Raw genomic sequence first — 20,237 nt, 5'->3', positions numbered from 1 at the left:
ACATAACAGAAAAGTATTAAATTTTATTCAAACGTTTGCGCAATTTATGGGTTGAAAGGAGGATACATACACGCCTGCCACAAGTCGTTTATTTCAGTATTTCTTATGATTTAAGTCAGTGAATACTACTTAGGAGGTCTTAACAAAATGCATAAGTCATGGAAAGGCTGGATTTCCCGCCTGCTCATTTTTGTATTGGTTGTCGGTTCGTTCGGCAGCTTCCTTACTCAAGCGAGAGCGGAGGAACCGGTCGAGGGCAGCTCCAGCACCGTTATAGCCAGTCCGGTCATCGGGGAAAGAAGCGATACCGGAGCAAAAGTGACGTTTAATTATGAAGGGGAAGGGCAAGAGGACAAAGTAATTGTTAAGGGAGAGTTTAACGGTTGGAATAACACGGACCTAAGCAAAGATTCTACTAACCTGTGGTCCGGAACACTGGATATCCCTGCCGGTTGGTACGAGTATGGCATGGCATGGTATCCCTCCGAGGACCCGAACGGGGAATGGATCGGAGATCCATGGAATCTCGTTAAAAAGGGTAACAACCCTGGCCTCTCTGTTCCGGGGTTAGCGGTCAAAGTACCTTCAGAAATATTGCTTAATACATCCTCAGTTATTGACGCTGTTTATTACACAGGCAACCAAGGGGACACCGTCCCGGCAGTTGTTACCTTGAAAACAGGCTTAAAAGGCGTTGAGTTTGACGATAAAACCAATGAGATAAGTGTGGCCGCTGATGCGGATCAAGGTAATATTGAGCTTGATATCGCTTACGATCAGTGGAAAGTCACGAAAACGATACGAATCACGGATAAGGCACTGCAAAGTCCGGTTATAAGCGATGGAAAAATCACCTTCAATGTAGCCCAAGGCGAGTTGACCTCCCTATACTTGGTCGGCAGCTTGAATGACTGGAATGTGAACGAAGCTATTCCTATGGAGCTGGAGAACGGAATTTTTAGCGTCACTCGCGATCTTGCTCCAGGGGCTTACCAATACAAATTCATTCCGAATTTGGGGAAATGGGCCGGCAGTTTTGTCGATCCGCTGAATCCGCTTAGTGCAGGAGATAATTCCCTGGCTATCGTTCCAGGACTCACAATTAAATCAGGCGAAGAAGTGGAGATCGGAGGCTCCCTGCAACTGAAGGCTGAAGAGTATCAAGCAGGAAAAGATACGCCGGTTTCCCAACAAGCGGATTGGGAGTTAGTGACTCATCCTACTGGCGTTTCAATCTCGGATGCCGGTTTGTTGACTGTCGCTCCTAACGCAGCCAAGGGAAGCGTAGAAGTCAAAGCTTCTTACAATGGCTTGGAAACTACCAAGACTATTAAAATCATTGAAAAAATGAATTCGTTCACCATTAACTATTACCGCTATGACAACACAGTGAAAGATTGGGATTTATGGCTCTATCCAGACGGAAAGCTTGGGGACCACTATCCCTTTGAAAGCGAATCCAACGGTATGGCGACAGGAACTTATAAATTCTCTGAGTCTTCACTAAACGCAATCGTAAAACTCATGGATGGAAACAAATGGGTTAGTCAAGAAGCAACCGTTAAAATCAATATCCCAGTTGGCAAAGATTCAGTAGAGGTCTGGTTAGTAGAAGGAAGATCAGAGGTTTACTATTCTAAACCAGATTTAGAAGCACTTAAACCAATAAAAAGATCCGTTAAATTCACTTATTTGTCCAATGAATCAAGTCTGGATGAATTGAAGAAATGGAACCTTTGGGTTTGGGACACAGGAAAAGTCAATGACCAAATTAATTTCACGAAATTTGAAGGTAATAAGGCAACTGCAATAATCCAAATTGGAGAAACAGTAAACAAAGTTGGTTTTAAAATACGTAAAGGGACCGATTGGACAACTGCGATTGTGGATCAAAATATTGATCGGTATATTCATACCGGATCGGAAGAATTGACGAAGGTCATTGTTACTGCTGGCCAAATAGAATTGCGAACCTTGCCGGGCACTTTTGCGCCTGTGTTAGTGAAACAGGGAGATACATGGAGTGCCTCATTTACCTATCGGGATCAGGCTTTGTATGAATCAGACCAGATGGATCTTATCGAAGCCGTTCATTTGAAAATTGACGGTAAATTATATGAAATGAATTACTCTGCAGAGGACGAACGGTTCACTTTTAATCTCGACGAAATCGGTGAAGGTACTTACCCATATACATTTGTCGTAACAAAGAAAGATGGTTCTGAGAGCGAAGTGCAGGATCCAAAGAATTCTAAAAACGGTGAGTCCGTTATCGTTTTAAAGAAAACGAATCCGATTATGCAGTCAAATGTATATCCGAAGAGTTTTTCATCTAACGAGAACGCGGTTCTTAGTCTTGCTATCTCAGACATTGAGGAGAGTGAGATTGACCGTATTTATGCAGATTTAACAGTCCTTGGCGGAAAACCAGAAACAACGATTGACAAAGATCTTAAGGCGTTAACGATTGCAGTGAAGGACTCTGTTACCGCGGGACAGAAAAAAATACCGATAACCATTCTGGACATATATGGTAACCAACATACTCAAAATGCCATCGTTACGGTCAAATCACGGCAAACGGTCGGAAAAGACGATTTTGACTGGGATGAGGCCCGGATCTATTTCATGCTGACGGACCGATTCTTGAACGGAGATACCACCAATGACGATCCAAATGGGGAGAATTACGACCTCAGTCATGCGGAAACTTATCACGGCGGGGACTTCAAGGGCGTTACCGAGAAGATCGGATATCTGAAGGATCTCGGTATCAATACGATCTGGATTACACCGATTGTTGATAACATCGACTTTAACAAGGGCGTTGATTTCAACAGCAATCAGTATGCTTACCACGGCTACTGGGCTAAAGACTTTACTGAAATCGATGAGCATCTTGGAGACTTGAAAGATTTTCAAAATCTGTTGGATGCGGCTCATGCCCAAGGCATTAAAGTCATGCTTGACGTTGTCTTGAACCATACCGGCTACGGCATGGATCAGTTGAGTCCAAATTGGAGCGGTTTAAGTAACCTTCCTACGGAGACTGAACGCGAGGTATTCGCCGGAATGCTGCGGGATTCCGACGAAGATCCCGTTATCAAGAACAAAGTAGCCGGTCTTCCCGACTTCAAAACGGAAGATCCTGCCGTGCGCGAGCAAATTATCAAATGGCAGTCCGACTGGATTGAGAAATCCAAGACGGCCAGCGGCAACACGATCGACTATTTCCGTGTCGATACGATCAAGCATGTAGAGGACACGACCTGGATGGCATTCAAAAACCGGATGACCGAAATCAATCCTGCCTTCAAAATGATCGGGGAGAACTACGGGGCGAGCGTGGATAACGATGGAGGCTATCTGCGTACGGGTACGATGGATTCCGAACTCGATTTCGGTTTTAAAGGAATTGCCAACGATTTTGTCCAAGGAAAAATCGATTCTGTCGAACGGAGGCTTCAGGACCGCAACGGTAAGATCGACAATGCGGCCATGCTCGGCCAGTTCCTGAGCAGCCATGACGAGAACGGGTTCATGGTAAGTTTGCTTACGGATGAAGCCGATCGCCAAAAATTCAAGGACGGAACTCTGGACGCAGAAGTATTGAGGAACTTGCAGGCGCAACATAAGATCGCAGCTTCCTTGCAAATTACGGCCAAGGGCCAACCTGTTATTTATTATGGCGAAGAAGTAGGACAGTCCGGAATGAACGCCGGAGATATGTCCAAAGGCCTGTTTAGCGAAAACCGGTACGATTTCAACTGGGAAGGGTTGAACGATCCGACTTACAGCCATATTTACGAACACTATAAGAAAATGCTGCATATCCGCGACAACTATTCGAAAATTTTCTCCAAAGGAACCCGTGCGCAAATCGGCGGCTCCGACCAGGACGGATATGATGTGTTTACCCGGACGTATCAAGGCAAGAGCGTAGTTGTAGGTATAAATACTAAGACTACTGCACAACAAATTACATTTACTGTACCTGGCTACAAAAATACGAAATGGGTTGAACAGTACAGCAATCAAACGGTGCAGGCCGATAGTGACGGCAAAGTGACATTAACGCTGCCGTCCAGTCTGGACGGAGGAACGATCGTATTGGCTGCGGCTTCGAGTACGGTAACTCCTCCGGGAACATCGAATCCTGGTTCCGGATCAACAGGATCCTCAGCTCCAGGCGCCGGTAATCCAACACCGGCAGTACCCGAGTCTGTGATCGTAACGGCTAAAGCCGGTGAGAACGGACGCAAGGTAGCCGAAGTGAGTGCAGCCGATCTGGAGAAAGCCATTGCGGCTGCCGTGAACGGTAATAAACCAGTAACCATTCAAATTTCTGGAGTAGCTGCGGGAGAAGCGGCGGAGCTCGTGATTCCGGGAAGTGCAGTTGGGAAGGCTTTGGAGCAAAAGACTGCTCTTCAACTCGTATTCCCTGATGCCACGGTTGAGTTCCCAGCAGGAAGTATTCCGGCTTCAGCGATTCAGAAAGATGGAACGGTTGTATTCAGTAAAGAAGCAGGCAGCACCCCTACTGTAGATGGGGCTTACCGCCCGGTTGGGGGGACTTATAACTTTAAATTCTCAAGTGTAGATGCAGGCAAGAAAGCCAGCGCAATCCAGTTGGCTGCCAAAGTAAAAGTGACGCTGACCCTTGAGGAGACCGCCTTGAAAGGAATTGGGGACAAGAACAAGGCAGGAGTCTATGCGGTCAATGAAGACGGATCTGTTGTTTACGTAGGCGGTAAGTGGGATGGTAACCGCATCACCTTCTCGACAGACCGGTTTGCCCAATATATCGTTATGGAGTACAACAAAACGTTCAGTGATGTGATGGGCGGCTGGGCCAAAAATTATATCGAGATTCTGGCTGCAAAACATATTGCATCCGGTGTAGATGCAGAGCGGTTTAATCCGAAGGGAGAGGTCACTCGAGGTGAATTTGCCGCATTCCTGGGCCGTGCAATGGGGCTTGATGTGGCAGGGCTTTCTTCCGGCATGAGCGATGTAGCCGAGAACAGCTACTATGCCGGTTATGTCGCTGCCTTGAGCGAGCTGGGCATCGTATCGGGCTACGAGGATGGAACCTTCCGTCCGAGCCAGACGATGACCAGAGAGCAGATGGCGACCTTGCTGATGAAGGCTTATGCTCAGGTGACCGGGCAACCGGCGAATGAGGCTGCTGGGGCAGAGGAAGCATTCTCCGACCTGGGCAAGGCATCCGCTTACGCCGTAGACAGCATTAAAGCGGCAAAAGCACTTGGTATTATGAACGGAATGGGGCAGAATAAATTTGAACCTGCCGCAACCTCGACTCGTGAGCAAGTAGCTGCCGTGCTTATTCTCTTTATGGAGAAAGCGGGATTGTAAAAATTAAAAGTTATATCCGTATAAAGAATGGCGGTGCCGGGGAGATGTTCCCCGCACCGCCATTTCATGTTTTGGCAAGTTGCTATGCTTGCGTCAATACTGCATATCCATATGCCGGAAGCTTCACGGCCAGTTTGCCGTCCGAAGTCTCATGAGTGCTGCCGTTCATGGCATCCCGCCAGATTAGATCTTTGGCCGGCACTTCCAAGGTTTGCGCCGCATCGTAGTTGTTAAGCAGCACGAGTACCGATTCTTTGCCGAGCCGGCGTTCATAAGCCAGCTTGCTGCCGCCTTGTTCGGCAATCAGGAAATGGATGGAGCCGGATCTCAGCGCGGCAAGGTCCTTGCGGACTGCGATCAGCTTGCGGTAGAACGCAAACAGATCATGGTCCTGTTTCTCCGGGTCCCATTCCATGCATTTGCGGCAGTCGGGATCCTGTTCACCATCGAGCCCGATCTCATCGCCATAGTAAATGCATGGTGTGCCGCCGTAAGTAAATTGAAACAGAGCGGCGAGTTTCATCTTGTTTTTATCGCCCTTGCAGAGCGTCAGAAGGCGCGGCGTGTCATGGCTATCCAGCAGGTTGAAAGCTACTTCGCTGGCTTGCTGCGGGTAGCGGGACAGCTGTCTGCCGATAGCGTTGGCAAAGCCTTTGGCATCCAGTGTGCCGCGCACTACATAATCAAGCACCGCATCCGTAAACGGATAATTCATGACCGCATCGAATTGGTCGCCTTGCAGCCAAGGGGACGATTCATGCCAAATCTCTCCGAGAATATAAGCATCGGGGTTAGCGGCCTTGACCGTTTTGCGGAAATCCCGCCAGAACTGGTGGTCGACTTCGTCGGCGACATCCAGCCGCCAGCCGTCGATTCCGACCTCTTTAATCCAAAACTCAGCGACTTTCAGTAAGTATTGTTTAACTTCAGGGTTGTCCGTGTTCAGCTTCGGCATGAGCGGCTCGAAGGAGAACGTATCGTATGTCGGCACGCCATCCTTTACCTCAAGCGGATATTGGCGGACGGAGAACCAGTCTTTATATTGGGATTTTTCGCCCTTTTCCATCACATCGACGAATGGGGCAAACGTTTTGCCGGAATGGTTGAACACCGCGTCGAACAGAACACGGATGCCGCGGTCATGGCACGCTTTAACAAGCTTCTTCACCGTTTCGATATCGCCGAAATGAGGATCGATCTTCATGTAATCGGCAGTATCGTATTTGTGGTTTGTCGTTGCCTCGAAAACGGGAGTGAAGTAGATCCCTGTGATGCCAAGCTCGCTAAGATGATCAAGATGATCGATGACTCCTTGAAGGTCTCCGCCGAAGAAATTCTCTCTCTCCGGTTTGCCGCCCCAAGGGAGCACGCCTTCAGGATCATTGTCCGGATTCCCGTTAGCAAACCGTTCGGGGAATATTTGATAAAATATCGTATCCTTGACCCAAGCCGGAACGGTAAACACGTCGGCGGGATTGATGAACGGGTATTCGAACAAGCGGTCCGGGACCGGAGGACGTTCCTTGGAGAAGTCATTCTCCGTCATCCAGATTTCCTCATCCCCCGACTTTAGCAGAAAACCATATTTTAATCTGCGATACTTCGGTTTGACGGCGCATTCCCAGTAATCGAACAGTTCATCCGAAGTAAGCTTGGACATGGGGATCAATTCCTTGCTTTGATCCCATATGTATTTGTCGCCGGCAAAAGCGAAAACCTCGGTCAAGTCGTCCCTTTTTGCGCGCAGGCGAAGATGGACGGTTTCAAGATCATAGGCATAGGACCAGTTCAGTTTCGGACGGTGATAGACCGCTTCAAGCTGCATGATTCATTTCCTCCTTGGTCTGTATTAAGTTAATTCCATCTGGCGGAGCTGTCGATGCGATGCACGGCACGAGGGTTGCCCTTAAGATATAGTAACCGTTTAACGGTACCCTATCCTGGTTGGTTCATAATAAAAAAGGCACACCGCGGCAAGAATAGTAGCCGAGGATGTACCTTGAAGATAACAGTGCCTTCAAATTGTGCATTGGGAACAAAGACGGGATCCATAGCGGATGGAACCGTTTATGGTTCAGGATTATAGCATTGTTCAAACCGTTGCACAAGACTGAAAGAATAGGAGGATTTTTCTTTTCGCGAATAGAATCCGGTTTCCGCCGAAAGCCTTGATAGCAGGCCGAACTAGGAGGAATAGAGCTTAAAAATAAGACGATAAAAATAAGCTATTTTGCGAAAACAAGAGCATTAGGGAGCATTACGAATAAAATAAAGCGATTATACCCAAAAACGATATGTGCAAACGTTTTTACAATGCCCTTGCTATGTTGTATGATTATTTCAGTTATAAAGCGCTTTCTATTCGGGAAAGATGAGGAATTCCCTGAAGAAACAAAAAAAACTAGGAATTTATCATTCATCTCTGAAATCGTTTGCGCAAAATTCTGTAACTCTTGCTTTGTATAAAATTTGGGAGGGGTTAGCTTTATGAAATTCAAGAGAACATTAGTTTTACTCGCTACGCTGTCACTGGCTGCATCCATTACAGCATGCGGAGGCAACGGCAACAAAACCAACAACGCGGCGAACACACCTGCGCCGTCCAACACGGCAGCAGAGAATCAGAATACCGGCAGCAATGACGCAACGACGGGAGAGATCAAGCCTGAAGACGGCGCAGAGCTTCTCGTTTGGGAAAGTAGAGAAGAAATTGCATTTACCGAGCAAATCGCTCAGAAGTTTGAAGAAAAATATGGTGTAAAGGTCCGTGTTGAAGAAGTGCCGGTTCCGGATCAAATCGGTAGATTGACTACTGACGGTCCGTCGGGTCTTGGAGCAGACATCATCGTAATCCCTTCCGACCACATCGGTAATGCAGTAACTACCGGTTTGATCTTGGAGAATGACGTATTTGCAGAGGAAACGAAATCAAGAAATACAGAGGCGTCTATTGTGGGTGCTTCCTTTGACGGCAAGTTGTATGGATATCCAAGAGCGGCTGAAACGACAGCTCTCTATTACAATAAGTCTCTGATCCCTGAGGCTCCAAAAACATTTGAAGAGCTAATTGATTTCGGTAAAACATTCACCGATAAAACCAAGAAAAAATACGCTCTCATGTGGGAATCCGGGAACTTGTATTTTAACTACCCATTCATCGCAAGTAATGGTGGATATCTCTTCGGTGATAACGGGACGAACAAAGACGATATCGGTCTTGCAACCCCTGAAGCCCTTGCAGGCATGAAAGTTTTCCAAGATCTTAAACAAATTCTTCCTGTACCAAGCGGTGATATCAACGGCGACATTAAACGTGGCTTGTTCACTGCAGGAGATGTTGCAATGGATATCAACGGTCCATGGGAACTTGCAGCATATAAAGAAGCTCTCGGAGACAATTTAGGTCTGGCTCCAGTTCCTACGGTTCTTGGTAAAACAGCTATTACGTTCTCCGGTATCAAAACTTATGATGTAAGTTCATTTACTAAGTATCCAAATGCCGCCAAATTGTATGCTGATTTTGCAACAAACAAAGATGGACAATTGCTTCTCAGTGAATTGATCGGTTCAATTCCTACTAACCTGGAAGCTTTGGAAACGGATCAAATCAAGAACGATCCATTTATTTCCGGGTTTGCAGAGCAAGCTAAGAATTCGCAGCCAATGCCTTCGATTCCTGAAATGAATAATGTTTGGGGTGCGGCGAATGCAGCTTTTGCTGACATTTGGAACAAAGATGTAGATCCAAAAGCAACTCTTGAAAATGCAGTTAAACAAATTACTGATTTGAACAACGGGGTAGCTGCGGAGTAAACCCGATCACCCTAATAAATTTATTACCCGCCGCCAATAGCGGCGGGTAACCTTGATTTCCGAGGGAGAGGAGAAGGTAGGGAAATGGGTCAGCATCGGAACAAAGCAACGATACTGTCAGTACTGTTCATGGGCTTGGGACAAATATATAACCGCCAAATTATCAAGGGATTAATTTTTCTAGCATTTGGAATATTTAGTGTCGGCTACTTCATTCTTAACTTAAGATATGCTGTTTGGGGGATAGTTACATTAGGTGAGACACCGAGAACCCCAAATAATCTTAATGATTACGACCATTCGATATTTATAATGATTCAAAGCTTGATTACGTTGATCTATCTTGTGTTATTCTTGATTGCTTACTATTTAAATATTCGAGATGCTAGGAAAATTGGTGAAGAAAGAGACCGTGGCATAAAGCCCAATAACTTCAAACAATCCGTTCGCTACGTTTTGGATTATAAATTTGCAGTTACGTTTTTAACTCTGCCGGCGATTGGTATTTTGTTTTTTACAGTAATGCCCATTATATTCATGATTATGCTGGCATTTACAAACTACTCGGCTCCAAAACATATCCCGCCTACCATGTTGGTAGACTGGGTGGGATTTGACACTTTTAAAAATTTATTGGCTCTAAAAAGCTGGAGTAAAACCTTCTACGGAGTTCTTACTTGGACGATCATCTGGGCGGTATTATCTACAGTAACTACGTACTTCGGCGGTATGTTTGTGGCATTGCTTATTAACCAAAAGGGAATTAAATTTAAAGGCTTTTGGAGAACAATATTAATTATTCCTTACGCAATACCACAAATCATTTCACTTCTTGTTATGAGAAATATGTTTAATGGCCAATTCGGCCCGATTAATCAGTATTTGAACTACTTTGGAATACCGGGAGCGCCATGGCTGACACATGAAACATGGGCTAGAGCAATGGTTATCCTAGTTAATATGTGGGTAGGCGTGCCTGTATCTATGCTGTTAATTATGGGGGTATTGACGACTATTCCGAAAGATATGTACGAGGCTGCCGAGGTGGATGGTGCTACGGGATATCAGAAATTTAGAATCGTTACATTACCAATGATCCTGTTTACTACTGCACCAACCTTAATTACACAGTTTGCAGGAAATATAAATAACTTCAACGTTATTTTCCTCCTAACCGGAGGCGATCCGGTCAAAGGGTCATATCAAAACGCAGGAGCAACAGACTTGCTGGTAACATGGTTGTATAAACTTACATTGACCAGTAATCGATACAACATGGCTTCAGCAATAGGTATTATTATCTTTTTGATCATTGCCTCGTTCTCGATTTACAACTATCGCAGAACCAAGTCATTTAAAGAGGAGGATATGATCCAATGAGCCGGCTAAAAGTACGGAATGGTATCCGTTTAACTTCGAGTTATATCGTATTGATTATATTGGCTATTGCCGCGATTTACCCTGCGCTTTGGATCATACTTGGAGCTTTTCGCCCAGGAAAATCGCTGTATAGTAAAACATTGTTCCCAGAGAAATTTACGCTGGAACATTTTAGTGAGTTATTTACTTCAAACCAAGTCATGTTTCCGCAATGGTATATGAACACGTTAAAGGTATCTCTAGCTTCGATGATTTTAGGCGTATTGCTTACCTTGCTGACTAGCTATGCCCTTTCAAGATTTCGTTTTAGCGGCCGTCAAAATGCATTGTCAGTACTGTTAATACTGGGGATGTTCCCTGGGTTTATGAGTATGATCGCTATTTTTCTTCTATTTAAAGAATGGGGCCTTATAGATACTCACCTCGCACTTATTATGGTGTATGCTGCTGGGGCTCCTTTAGGACTAACCCTAATTACCAAAGGCTTCTTTGATACGATACCACGATCACTTGATGAGGCGGCTCGTATTGATGGAGCAAGTAATTTCAGAATATTTGGATCCATTATCTTGCCTTTGTCTAGACCAATTCTGACTTATCTTGCATTATTACAATTTGTTGGACCATGGGTAGACTTTATCTTCGCAAGATTGATTCTACGTTCTAAGCATAAATGGACGGTTGCAGTAGGAATGTGGGACATGGTTGCTAACAGTCAGAATACCAACTTTACCGTGTTTGCCGCAGGTGCGGTACTGATCTCGGTTCCGATTACAATTCTCTTTATCTTCATGCAGCGCTTGCTGGTTGAAGGATTGACGTCCGGAGCGAGCAAAGGGTAACGAGTTTTTGCCAAGGGTATAATCTCAGAAACCGAAGTTATCTGAGACTATACCCTTATTTTCAATACATAGGCTTGTCCGTCAAAGGGGGAGACAGAAGTTGAAGCTTAGAGGTCTGATTCAATTTAAGTCGGTTGGTATGAAGCTGTTTATGATTTTGTTCGTTACCGTTGTACTTATGTCAGCAATTCTCGGGATAAGTTCTTATATGATGTCCAAGGAAATTATCCGGGGACAGGTTGGCACAGCCTCTTCGCAAGCTATTGAACAAGCAGCGGACAAGCTGGACTTTCTCTTTACGGAATACGAGTCGATATCCCGGCAAATGGCTGTCGATCAGGTCTTGAAGGTGGATTTAGAAACGGTGACCACACCGGATGTCGGGATCATTAAAAAGACGGATGCGGAAACAAGAATCAAGAACAAGCTGGACGCGATGAAAGGCTCGGATGCCCGTTTGCTGGGGATTCGCTTGGTGAGTAAAGACCTCTCCAGCATTTATGCCTCGTCCGGGGCAAGCGGAGCCCAGAAGGATAATGAAAATGTAAAGGCTAGAATACAAAGCATGATCGATGGGGCAGGCAAGCCCGTATGGATTCCCGGGTTGAAGAAAGGCTTCTTTGAAAGTTTAAATGAACCTACGATCACGATGGGGCGGGTACTGCAAAATTTGAAGCGCCCGGAGGCCGAGTTCATCCTGTTGATCGAAATAAAAGATAAGGCAATATTAAGCACGCTATCTAACTTGAAAATCGGTAAATCCGGAGAGGTTCGCATCATTACGCCGGACAATGTCATTGTCCATTCGGCGGATAAAGAGTTGATTGAATCTAAATCGTTCATTGGCTTGAATGAAGATCAACTGAAAAGCGGCGAAGCTTCCTTTACCACCACCGATGAAAAAGGAATCAAACAGCTTGTTGTCTATAGACAGCTGCAAACCGTGAATTGGCGGCTCATCGGTTATGCGCCCGAAAGCGACTTTTTGAGTGCGGCTGATAGGCTGATTTATGTTACTTTGTTTGTTCTGCTATTCGCGATCCTGGTTGCCTCGGCAATCGGGTACTATTTGTTCAGAATGGTAGGCAAACCGCTGCAGAAGCTGTCCCGATTGATGGAGGAAGGCGAGCGCGGGAATCTGAAAGTTCGCACGAATTTTAAGAGCAGGGATGAGATCGGGCGTCTTGGACAGAGCTTCAATAACATGTTGGGGCAGATTTCGCTGCTGGTTGACCGGACTAACGGCTCTACTCAGGAACTGTTGGTTACGGCCGAGAATTTAACCAAAGCCTCGCGGGATACTTCCCAGACGGCAGGCGAGATTGCAGCTGCTACGGGCGAAATCGCACAGGGTGCGTCGAGCTTGGCCGAAGAGGCGGACAAGGGGACGGATCTGGCGGAAGAAATAGGCGTCAGAATGAATCGGGTGGCCGATTTGAATGACGCCATGGATGAGTCGGCAGGGCGTGTCATCGAGGTGAGCCGCCAGGGCCGGGATTATATGGAGCAATTAGTGGACAAGACAGAAGCGGTATCCCGAATGACCGCTATGATTGAAGAAAACTCCGGCAAACTAAGCAGAAGCACTTATTCGATCCGGAGTATTTTGGCACCGATGATTGAAATGACGAAGCAGACGAACATTCTGTCGTTGAATGCTTCGATTGAGGCTTCACGTGCAGGAAATGCAGGCAAGGGCTTTATGGTAATTGCGGAAGAAATCCGCAAATTGTCGGCCCAATCGAATGACTCGATCCAGAATGTATCGGCCATGACCGAGGAAATCCAGGCTGCGATCGAAGATACGGTCAACGTCCTGCTGAGCGTAACGCCGATGTTCGATGAGCAGCTTGCCTCAGTAAGGGAAGCCTCCGAGATATTCCAAAATGTTAGCCGGGAGATGGAGAGCTTTACCGGGGAAATCCAGGCTTCTTCGGCTTCCGTAAAGGAATTGATGGTTTCCCAAAACGCGTTGCGTGATTTTATTACGAGCGTCAGCTCGGTCGTTCAGCAGACGAACGCTTCCACCGAGGAAGTGGCCTCCATGTCATCCGAGCAGTATAAGGTAAGCGAAGAGCTCGTACGCTTATCCAACCGTCTGGAGGAACTGTCGGAATCGCTGAAACAATCATTGAGCGTGTTTCAGATAGAATCGGCGGATGGGAAGCAATAGCAGATTTGCATCTGGAATCGACATAATTATAGAAATGGAGTTTCAAAATGAACAACGTATGGTGGAAAGAGGCCGTAGCCTATCAGATTTATCCGCGAAGCTTTATGGACAGCAACAGAGACGGCATCGGAGATTTGCAAGGCGTGATATCCAAGCTGGATTATTTAGAGGAATTGGGGATTGATGTCATCTGGATATGCCCGATCTACAAATCGCCGAACGATGACAACGGATACGATGTTTCGGATTACCGGGATATTATGGCTGAGTTCGGGACGATGGAGGATTTTGACGAACTTCTGCGGAAAGTGCATGAGCGGGGTATGAAGCTGATCATGGACCTGGTGATTAACCACACCTCGGATGAGCACCCTTGGTTCGTCGAGTCCAGATCCTCGTTGGACAATCCGAAACGGGATTATTATATCTGGGCCGATCCCAAGGACGGGATGGAGCCGAACAACTGGGCCAGCTTGTTTGGCGGCTCGATTTGGGAGTACGAAGAGGAGACCGGGCAATATTTTATGCACGTTTTTTCGCGGAGACAGCCGGATCTGAACTGGGAGAATCCGCAGATGCGAAGCGAGATTTACGACATGGTCAACTGGTGGCTTGACAAGGGGATCGACGGCTTCCGGGTGGATGCCATCTCTCACATTAAGAAGACGGCGGGATTCCCGGATATGCCGAATCCGAACAACCTGAGGTATTTGCCGTCAGAAGCTGGACATATGAATCGCGAAGGCATCCATGAGCTTTTGTCAGAACTCAAACGGGAAACGTTCGACAAGTATGACATTATGACCGTCGGCGAAGCCAGCGGGGTCAGTGTATCCGAGGCGGATCTATGGGTAGGCGAAGAAGACGGAAAATTCGATATGATCTTTCAGTTCGAGCATTTAGGCTTGTGGCAGAAGAGCCTGGACAACGGGCTCGATCTGCTGAAGCTGAAAGAAATCCTGTCGGGATGGCAGAAGGGTCTGGAAGGCAAAGGCTGGAACGCGCTGTTCCTGGAGAACCACGACCAGCCCCGCTCGGTGTCCACTTGGGGGAATGACGGGGAGTATTGGGATACGTCGGCCAAAGCGTTGGCGACGATGTATTTTCTGATGCAAGGAACGCCGTTTATTTATCAGGGCCAGGAAATCGGAATGACCAACGTACAATTTCCTACGATTGAAGACTATAACGATGTATCGATGAGGAACTGGTATAACATCGAGAAGGCGAATGGAAAGAGTCATGAGGAAATCATGCCGGTGATCTGGAAGAACGGACGCGACAATTCCCGGACGCCGATGCAGTGGGATGATTCGGATAACGCGGGCTTCACCACAGGGAAGCCATGGTTCGGTGTGAACCCGAATTACAGGGAGATTAACGCGCAAAAGGCGATGGAAGACCCGGACTCAATCTATCAGTATTACAAAAAACTGATCGCTTTGCGGAAAGCTCATCCGGTTGCAGTATATGGAACGTATGACTTGATCCTGCCTGAGCATGCTCGCGTATACGCGTATACCCGGACGCTCGGACGGGAGAAGCTGCTGGTAATATGCAATCTTTTTGCGGAAGAGGCTGAGATTAAGCTTCCTCAGGGCATCAACTACGCTTCTTCGGAATTGCTTCTCAGTAATGTTGAAGTGGACCGGAAGCAAACTATTTCGGAGCTTACACTAAAACCCTATGAAGCACGAGTTTACCTATTAAACGAATAGTGTATCGAGAGAAACAAAAGCGGCCTGCAGTTGCCAGAACCCGAGAGGGAACTTGGCAACCGCAGGCCGCTTTTATTATTCAATAACCAAGGTCGTGTACCCCGGAATCGTCAGCTTGCTGCCCTCCAAGGTTGCCCCTTCACGGGTTGCCTTCAGGATGGACTTGAAGCTGTAGTCATCTCCGGCTTTAGACAGATCGATACTTTGCTCGGTCCCCGTAAGATTATGCGCTACCAGCACGGTCTGCTGCTCGTTTAGACGGAGAAAAGCGGTGACAGAGTCATTGCCGGAATCCATATCTCTGATCGTACCGTCTTGCAACGCAGGCACGCTGTTTCTGATGGCGATCAGTTTGCGGTAATGGGACTGGAGGGAGTCCGGATCAGAGAGCTGCTCTTCAACGCTGGAGCCTTTCTCGCCGGTATTGAAGTTTACAGGCTCCCAGGTGGTTTGCCCTTCTCCTTTACCCCCTGCATACCATTGCATCGGTTCGCGGATGCTTTCGTCCGGTTTGGCGCCGAGCATGCCGATTTCTTCGCCATAATAAAGGAACGGGTTGCCCGGCAGAGTCAGGAGCAATCCAGCAGCCATTTTGGCATGGTCGGTATTCCCCTCAAGCTGCGTCATGACCCGGTTAATATCGTGATTGCTCAGGAATGTAGCGTCCACAAACTTGCCACCGGATTTTTCACTATACAAGATGTAAGCCTTTTTCAGGGGAAACCCGATATTGTTGTCTTTTTCTCTTTTGGCGGCACTGATGATCGTTTCCGACAGGGCAAAGTTAAAACCGGATTCAAGCGCATTATCCAGATAATTTGCAATCAAAGCAGGTGACGGATCCCAGATTTCACCGACGAGATAAGTATCCGGATATTTTCCAACAAGGCTCTCGCGGAATTCCTGCCACCATTTCACGTTTTTATCGGTCGTTTCCTGCCCTTTGTCGGTCAGGATATCCTCGTAAATATGCTTTGCCGCATCCAGCCGGAAGCCGTCGACGCCTTGTTCCAGCCAGAAAAGGCCGGTATCTTTCATTTCTTGGCGGACCTCCGGATTGTCGAAGTTGAGATCAGGCATACCTTCCCAGAAGATGCCCTTGTAATGGCTGCCGCCCGCCGAATGCCAAGGACTTCCGCTGCCGGCCGCGCTGGTTCCGCCAGTCTTCAAGTTTTGGTCCTCAGCCCAAATGTACCAATCGCGGTATTTACTGTCCTTATTCTTGGCCGCATCGAGGAACCAGGGATGCTCTTTGCTGGAATGATTGACGACAAGATCCATGATGACTTTAATTCCCCGCTTGTGGGCTTCGTCCAAAAAGGTTTTGAAATCCTCCAGGGTGCCATAATCCGGGTTAATATCCCGGTAATCGGATACGTCATACCCGTGATAACTCGGCGAAGGGTTGATCGGCATCAGCCAGATTCCGCCGATTCCCAGATCCTCGTCCGTGTCGGGATTCCCGTCGTTCAGGTAATCGAGCTTTTCCGTCAATCCCTTGAAATCACCGATTCCGTCTCCGTCGGAATCATAAAAAGAACGGACAAACACCTCGTAATAAACCGTCGATGGCTGTGTGTCTATAGCGACTGGTTTGAGAGAAGTTTTACCGGTATTTCCGGCATTCTGCTGATTCGCAGCATTTGAAGTGTTCGCGTTCGCCCCGTTGTTCTTAGCGGCGTCAGAAGCATTATTGCCGGAGCCTGAGGCGCAGCCCGCTAGGAGAACAGCCGTTAAGGCAGCGCTTCCAATCCAATTTACGGATTGACGTAAAAGCTTGGGATGTTGCTTAGTCATGGATTTTCATTCCCCCTATCACATACTTGCTAATGTCTTCATCATACCTGAGATTAACATTTTGTTAAAACGTTTGCACTCGAAAAATCTGCCTAAAACAGCCATACGGGATGATTGTGGGCGATTAGGTTGGAGATAATACACACTTTCTCTAGTTTACAATGAATTACTATGCTTTTATCACTGTTTACACGGTAAGGATTGTACGCTGATCAGTGAATACTGTTCGCAATACAGGAATTAAATGGGTTTATTTAAATTATCTTTAATAAAAAGTAGAGCTTTAGAACCATTATTACATAAAGTACCAATTGATCGTTGACGAGGAGCACGGTTTTGTAAATGATATAAATAAGTGATAACGCTTGCACAAAATCATTAGGAGGGATACGGAGATTGAGTCGTGAAAAAATGATTGTTGTCTGTGACAATAATAGTTTATGCCACTTTCTGTTTCGATTTCTGTCTGAGCACGGGTTCGATGTCTTCTGCAGCCCGGCGGACCAGTCGGCCGTCGTCACTCTGGTTCGTGCCCACGCACCAACCTTGATTATGGTCGATATGACGATCTCCGCTAAGGTGGGCATTGATTTATGCACTGAAATCCGGCGGTTCAGCGACAGCCCGATTCTTCTGCTGTGCACCGGTTCCGATGAGGCATTGACCATCTCCGGGTTAAGCGCAGGCGGAGACGATTACATCCGAACACCGCTGAACCTTGAACTGCTGCTTGCACAGGTCCAGGCGCTGATTCGTAGATATAAGGGCACTTTTCCGGTAAATCAGCGGCATTTGCTGCATTTTCCGGGCTTAGAAATCGACCTGTCGGCTCAGTCGGTCACTTCTCACGGCCAGGAAACCCTGTTATCCGCCAAAGAATTTCAACTTCTCGTGCTCCTCGCCAAACACCCCAATCGTATTTTTCACATCGAATCCTTGTATGACTTGATTTGGAGCGACAACAAGCTTGGCGATCTCCGGACGGTCATGGTGCATATCTACAATCTGCGGCAAAAAATCGAATTAAATCCCAGCAATCCGTTCTATATTCACACTGTCAGGGGAGCCGGCTACAAATTTAACGGAAAAGCCGCACAATGAGGTAATCATTTCTTCATCCTTTGAAACCGAATTAAATTTTATGTATTTTCCTGGCTGGACTTTAACTGAACTTTAACTTGAATTGTTAAGATATTGTCATTGGTGCTAACGTTTGCACAAGTGCTTAGGCCGGTAAGTCTGCGTAGGAAAGCCTGAAAGAATAAGAGCCGGAAAGATCGGCAGAAAATCCAAAGGGGGACAAGCATGGACCAACATTTTTCCGCGATTTACAAGATGTTTGAAGACGTTGTAAGCCGGTATCCCGATCATTGCTGTCTGGAACTCGGCAAAACTCGGTTAAGTTACAGGGAAGTCAACGAAAGAGCGAATCGGCTTGCCCGCTATTTGAAAGAGAAGGGCGCAGGACCGGAGCAATTGATCGGAATTTTCTTGGAGCGTTCGCCCGATCTGATTGTTTCAATCCTTGCCGTAATGAAGTCCGGGGCCGCCTATGTACCGATCAACACGACCCTTCCGGAAGAACGGATTGCGCATATGGTAGCCGAAGCGGACATCAAGACTATCCTTTTAACTACTCGCTTGGAATCAAAAATAAATGCGGTTCGGCAAGCTGTGGCAAGCGTTACGCCTGACGTGGTGCTGTTGGATCAAGAATACGATGAATTTTGCAAGCTGTCCGGAGAAAATCTTGGAGTAAATAGCGCTCCTTCCGATTTGGCTTACGTCATTTATACCTCCGGTTCGACCGGACGACCGAAAGGGGTCCAGATTGAGCATCGCGGCATCCCTAACCTTGTGCTTGCGCAAATCGAGCAGTTTCATCTGGACAACCAGGACAGAGTGCTGCAATATGCCTCTCTTTCTTTTGACGCTTCCGTCTCCGAGATCTTTACGACGCTGATCGCCGGAGCCACGCTCGTGCTTCTGCCGGAGGAAGGGACTTATGCAGGGGATGACCTGCACCGGATCTTGAATGAGCAGCGGATTTCCGTGGTTACCTTGGTGCCGTCTCTGTTGAACGGTCTGCCGCAGGAAGAACTACCCCATCTTAAAACTTTGATTACCGCAGGTGAGGCCTGCACGAGGAAGCTGATTCAGTACTGGGCGCCGAGAGTCCGTTTTCTTAATGCCTACGGGCCTACAGAGACGACGGTTTGCGCCACGATTCATCATTGCAAGACCGACGATATTTCGGTTTCCCTCGGGGAGGCGCTGACCGGCAGTGCGGTCTATCTGCTGAACGCCCGTATGGAGCCGGTGGAATCCGGCGAAACCGGGGAATTGTACATTTCCAGCCTCGGTCTGGCTCGCGGATATTTGAATGCACAGGAGCTGACGGACAAGGCGTTTCTGGATAACCCTTTTGTAGACGGTTACAGCGACCGGTTGTATCGTACGGGCGATCTGTGCGTGAGAAGGCCGGATGGAGCATTGGAATGGGTAGGACGAGCCGATCATCAGGTGAAGGTGTCGGGGATTCGAGTCGAGCTTGGGGAATTGGAGCATAGTTTGAGGGAATATGGCGGGATCGAAGAGGCGGTGGTAGTTTATAACGCCGACAAAAATTACGTGGGCGCTTATTTAAAAGCGGCAAACGGCGTCAAGCCGAATATCAGCGAGCTTCGCAGTTACCTGCTGTCGAAGTTCCCGAGTTACATGATTCCTACCCGCTATTTGTTTTTGGAGCAATTCCCTCTGTTGACCAGCGGCAAAATCGATCGTCATCATCTTCCGTCCATGGAAGATGCCCGGCCGGATCTCGGTGTTCCTTACGTCGCTCCAAACAGTTACCTGGAGAAAGAGCTTGCCGCGATCTGGAGCGAAGTGTTGAAGCTCGATAAGGTTGGCGTACACGACAACTTTTTCGAACTTGGCGGACAGTCGTTAATGGCTACGCAAATCGTATCACGCATCCGCTCACTTATCGGAGGAGATGTTCCGCTGCATATTATTTTCGGGACCCAGCCGACTATTGAGCAAATGGCTGCAACGCTGGAGCAATATCAGTTGGAGCAGCTTGATCCTGCCGAGTTAGAGCTGTTGCTTGCCGAGCTGGAAAATCAGGCCTAGGAGGGA

10 protein-coding genes are annotated in these 20,237 nt (G+C 47.3%); 8 read left to right on the top strand and 2 right to left on the bottom strand.

Annotation, left to right across the window (positions count from 1 at the left end):
* Positions 1–147 precede the first annotated feature (147 nt).
* Positions 148–5,376, top strand: coding sequence for an alpha-amylase family glycosyl hydrolase (locus tag KB559_RS12550; RefSeq protein WP_211022281.1), 5,229 nt, complete (start codon positions 148–150; stop codon positions 5,374–5,376).
* Between the two features lie 82 nt (positions 5,377–5,458).
* Here the strand turns inward: KB559_RS12550 and KB559_RS12545 are convergent, their stop codons facing one another.
* The gene (locus tag KB559_RS12545) at positions 5,459–7,201 is read right to left on the bottom strand and encodes an alpha-glycosidase (protein WP_211022280.1); all 1,743 of its coding nucleotides are present in this window, start codon (positions 7,199–7,201) and stop codon (positions 5,459–5,461) included.
* Between the two features lie 662 nt (positions 7,202–7,863).
* On the opposite strand from KB559_RS12545, the gene KB559_RS12540 reads away from it, so the two are divergent.
* The 5 genes from KB559_RS12540 (at position 7,864) to KB559_RS12520 (ending at position 15,302) form a co-directional block, all read left to right on the top strand.
* Positions 7,864–9,189: a sugar ABC transporter substrate-binding protein gene (locus tag KB559_RS12540; RefSeq protein ID WP_211022279.1), complete on the top strand. Its 1,326-nt coding sequence runs from the start codon at positions 7,864–7,866 to the stop codon at positions 9,187–9,189.
* A gap of 84 nt (positions 9,190–9,273) precedes the next feature.
* Positions 9,274–10,569: a sugar ABC transporter permease gene (locus KB559_RS12535; protein ID WP_211022278.1), complete on the top strand. Its 1,296-nt coding sequence runs from the start codon at positions 9,274–9,276 to the stop codon at positions 10,567–10,569.
* Entirely contained in the window at positions 10,566–11,411 is an 846-nt protein-coding gene (locus KB559_RS12530; protein WP_211022277.1) for a sugar ABC transporter permease, read from the top strand. Before KB559_RS12535 ends, KB559_RS12530 begins: the two co-directional genes overlap by 4 nt.
* 100 nt (positions 11,412–11,511) lie before the next feature.
* Positions 11,512–13,584, top strand: coding sequence for a methyl-accepting chemotaxis protein (locus KB559_RS12525; protein WP_247681781.1), 2,073 nt, complete (start codon positions 11,512–11,514; stop codon positions 13,582–13,584).
* Between the two features lie 47 nt (positions 13,585–13,631).
* A complete protein-coding gene (locus KB559_RS12520) occupies positions 13,632–15,302 on the top strand; it encodes a glycoside hydrolase family 13 protein (protein ID WP_211022276.1) in 1,671 nt (556 codons plus the stop codon).
* Positions 15,303–15,377: 75 nt separating this feature from the next.
* On the opposite strand, the gene KB559_RS12515 is transcribed toward KB559_RS12520, so the two are convergent.
* A complete protein-coding gene (locus KB559_RS12515; RefSeq protein WP_211022275.1) occupies positions 15,378–17,099 on the bottom strand; it encodes an alpha-amylase family glycosyl hydrolase in 1,722 nt (573 codons plus the stop codon).
* A 396-nt stretch (positions 17,100–17,495) separates the two neighbouring features.
* Here KB559_RS12515 and KB559_RS12510 point away from each other — a divergent pair, with 396 nt between their 5' ends.
* Both KB559_RS12510 and KB559_RS12505 read left to right on the top strand, forming a co-directional pair.
* Complete coding sequence (locus KB559_RS12510; protein WP_211022274.1) at positions 17,496–18,200, top strand: response regulator transcription factor; 705 nt, start codon at positions 17,496–17,498, stop codon at positions 18,198–18,200.
* A 204-nt stretch (positions 18,201–18,404) separates the two neighbouring features.
* Positions 18,405–20,231: a non-ribosomal peptide synthetase gene (locus KB559_RS12505; RefSeq protein ID WP_211022273.1), complete on the top strand. Its 1,827-nt coding sequence runs from the start codon at positions 18,405–18,407 to the stop codon at positions 20,229–20,231.
* Positions 20,232–20,237: the final 6 nt, after the last annotated feature.

Source organism: Paenibacillus sp. Marseille-P2973 (assembly GCF_018101095.1).
In the GTDB taxonomy this organism is placed as follows: Bacteria; Bacillota; Bacilli; order Paenibacillales; family Paenibacillaceae; genus Fontibacillus; species Fontibacillus vini.
The sequence above is the reverse complement of the archived record's forward strand: the minus strand, read 5'-3'. Positions and strand labels throughout refer to the sequence as shown.

What these genes read in the sequence shown, in the direction of transcription:
- KB559_RS12520 (WP_211022276.1), top strand. Translation starts at nt 13,632, where the DNA reads ATGAACAACGTATGGTGGAAAGAGGCCGTAGCCTATCAGATTTATCCG.
- KB559_RS12535 (WP_211022278.1), top strand. Translation starts at nt 9,274, where the DNA reads ATGGGTCAGCATCGGAACAAAGCAACGATACTGTCAGTACTGTTCATG.
- KB559_RS12505 (WP_211022273.1), top strand. Translation starts at nt 18,405, where the DNA reads ATGGACCAACATTTTTCCGCGATTTACAAGATGTTTGAAGACGTTGTA.
- KB559_RS12515 (WP_211022275.1), bottom strand. Translation starts at nt 17,099, where the DNA reads ATGACTAAGCAACATCCCAAGCTTTTACGTCAATCCGTAAATTGGATT.
- KB559_RS12540 (WP_211022279.1), top strand. Translation starts at nt 7,864, where the DNA reads ATGAAATTCAAGAGAACATTAGTTTTACTCGCTACGCTGTCACTGGCT.
- KB559_RS12545 (WP_211022280.1), bottom strand. Translation starts at nt 7,201, where the DNA reads ATGCAGCTTGAAGCGGTCTATCACCGTCCGAAACTGAACTGGTCCTAT.
- KB559_RS12550 (WP_211022281.1), top strand. Translation starts at nt 148, where the DNA reads ATGCATAAGTCATGGAAAGGCTGGATTTCCCGCCTGCTCATTTTTGTA.
- KB559_RS12530 (WP_211022277.1), top strand. Translation starts at nt 10,566, where the DNA reads ATGAGCCGGCTAAAAGTACGGAATGGTATCCGTTTAACTTCGAGTTAT.